Here is a 766-nt window from a genome sequence, read left to right as displayed (position 1 = left end):
GCCGACGGCGGCGAGCACGGCGTTGTTGGCGTCGCCTTCGGAGAAGGCCAGGAAGTTGCGCCCCATGCGGTGGTCGTTCTTGAGATGGCCGATGACGGGTTCGACGGCGGCCCGGCGTCGCAGCGCCCGTTTGACGGCCTTGGTGAGGCCGCGCTTGTAGCCGGCGACATGGACCTTGAACGTCTTGTCCTTCGGGGCGTTGTGGCCGCGGTAGCCGGCATCGGCGACGATCTTGGTGAGGTTGGCTCCGATCGAGGTCTCGATCGCGGGGATGACGGTGGCCAGCGTGTGGCCGTCATAGGGATTGCCGGGCATCGCCTTGATATGGGCGACGAACTGGCCGCCGCGGCTGCGATAGAGCGGCGTGGCGACCGAGAGCTTGACGCCGAATTCATAGGGCTTGTGGGCCTTGCCCTTGCCGATGCATTCGACCTCGGGAGCGTGCAGGGAGTAGACCTTCCTGCCGCGTTCACGCTGGCGCTGGTCCCTGACGCGGCGGGCCAGCGACAGCGGCAGACCGAAGGGCGCCATCAGCTCCGGCCGCCCGGCGATCTTGCGGGTGATGTCGCGGATCACCGCGCCCAGCATGGTGCGCAGCCGCTTGAGCTGCCGGTTGGCCCGCTTGAACTGCTTGGCGTGGGCATAACGCTGATGCTTGATCAGCGCGATCTTGCCGACCCGCGCATAGGACTGGCGCAGGCGGATGCCGTGCTTCCCGGCCAGCTTGACCAGCCGCTCGCGGGCGCGATGCATCAGCTTGGCGTCG

General features: G+C 67.8%; 1 protein-coding gene. It reads right to left on the bottom strand.

All coding sequences use genetic code 11. The features are described from left to right. Positions 1-766: transposase family protein (locus AC0L14_RS34760; RefSeq protein WP_473752230.1), on the bottom strand; the 766-nt coding region annotated here is incomplete at both ends.

The sequence above is a fragment of the Mesorhizobium sp. WSM4841 genome, from assembly GCF_055811515.1.
This window is presented reverse-complemented; position numbering and strand designations above follow the sequence as displayed.